Source organism: Vibrio sp. Vb0349 (genome assembly GCF_033338975.1).
Genome location: NZ_JAWOTS010000107.1, coordinates 1 through 1,771 on the forward strand (window position 1 = coordinate 1; position 1,771 = coordinate 1,771).

2 protein-coding genes are annotated in these 1,771 nt (G+C 47.5%); both read left to right on the forward strand.

The features are described 5' to 3' along the window. Positions 1-9 precede the first annotated feature (9 nt). The gene (locus R7Q47_RS23615; protein ID WP_025635994.1) at positions 10-900 is read left to right on the forward strand and encodes a LysR substrate-binding domain-containing protein; all 891 of its coding nucleotides are present in this window, start codon (positions 10-12) and stop codon (positions 898-900) included. A gap of 87 nt (positions 901-987) precedes the next feature. Next, positions 988-1,771: serine protease (locus R7Q47_RS23620; protein WP_318089550.1), on the forward strand; the 784-nt coding region annotated here is incomplete at its 3' end.

Below are 1,771 nucleotides of genomic sequence, written 5' to 3' on the forward strand. Positions count from 1 at the left end.
GTTCGTTCCATGCGCAAATTAGTACCATTAAAATCCATCTACGCGTTTGTGGCGGTGGCAGAATCAGGCAGTATGACGGAAGCCGCCCAGCTTCTGAGCGTTAGCCACTCGGCGATCAGCCAAGCGATTAAATCTCTCGAAAGCCAAGTAAACAAACCGCTTTTTGACCGAATTGGACGCCATGTGTACCTCAATACGGAAGGCAAAAAATACTACCGCAAAGTCGCGCCAGCGTTAGAACAAATCGTCGATGCAACCGAAGCACTGATGCACGATCAAAACTCTCAACGCATTACGCTAAACATGGTGAATTCCTTGGCACTGCATTGGTGGATCCCACGTATGCCACGCCTTCAAGCCTACGCGCCCCAACTTGATGTGCGCCTCTCTAACCTTTCTGGACGGTTCAATTTGGAACAAGAAGGCGTTGATGCTGCGTTGGTGCATGGTAACACTGAAGAGTGGCAAGACTACTATTGCGAAAAGCTCAGTGAAGACGAACTGGTATTAGTGTGCAGCCCTGATCTCATCGACCACAGCAATCCAGTTAACCTTTCTGACATCTTAAAGACGTATCCGCTCATTGAGGTCACGAATGAGCGCAGAAAACACGATTGGCAAGTCTGGTCAGACGTGATAGGAGTCGCTCGTCCAAAAAACAAAAAGCCGATCACTTTTAATATGTCGATTCAAGCGGTACAGGCAACCACGCGTCGTTTGGGTGTGTTGGTGACTCACCGTTTGTTTGTGAAAGACGACATCAAGTACGGTCAGCTAATCGAACTTGGTGAGCCTGTGATCAATCCTAATCAGCAGCTTTACTTTGTGTGCCCACCGCATAAGCTCAAGCAAGAAAGCTTTCACCTATTGCGCTCGTGGTTAAAACAAGAATTTGCGTAACTGAGCCTGTTACTCAATACGTTAACTTGAGCTTGGTGAACTCTCGGCTAAAGTAAATAGAGTGCGAAAAAACTCAAGGATGAGGCTATGCGATTGTTTCATAGAGTAGTGATTGGGGCTTGTCTCGTTGTACCAGCAGTGGGTAATGCCAGTGACGGGTCGGAGCTTGACGAGCAAGGCATTTCAACCGCGATTATCGGAGGCCAGCAAGCGTCTCAAAATCAGCTCCCCTTCTTTGCTCGGCTAATTTTACACAAAACGGGCGACCGACAATTCGCGAATATTTGTGGTGGTTCTATCGTTAATGATCGTTTCATATTAACGGCCGCCCACTGCGTAGAATCCTCGGTTTTTACTGACGGTTGGACAGCGAACGATCTTCGTGTTCTGGTAAAAAATCCAACCATGAACGATGTTTATGTCGAAGAGTTCAAAGACGTTCGCACTATTACAATTCATCCCAACTATGATCCTAATGACCTATGGATTAATGACTTGGCGGTATTGGAGTTAACCCGACCAATTACCGATAACGTTCAGTCCATCACTCTGCCTCAAGATTTTGGCGATTACAGCGGCGAATCGGTTTATCAAATCTTTGGATTGGGACAAACGTCCACGACCGACACCAGCGGCCCGAACTATTTGCGATGGGCGGAGGTTCAACCGCTTTCTGATGCCCAATGTGCTTCTCTCGTTGTGGGGTATAACGATCAAGAAAACATTTGTGCAAATGGCTTTCCAGACCGTAGCTATACCGGAATATGTAGCGGAGACTCTGGCGGCCCACTCACCTATCAAGACAGCAACGGTATGTATCAACAAATCGGGATTGTGAGCTACGGCTCATCCATTTGTGAGTCGGCAGCCA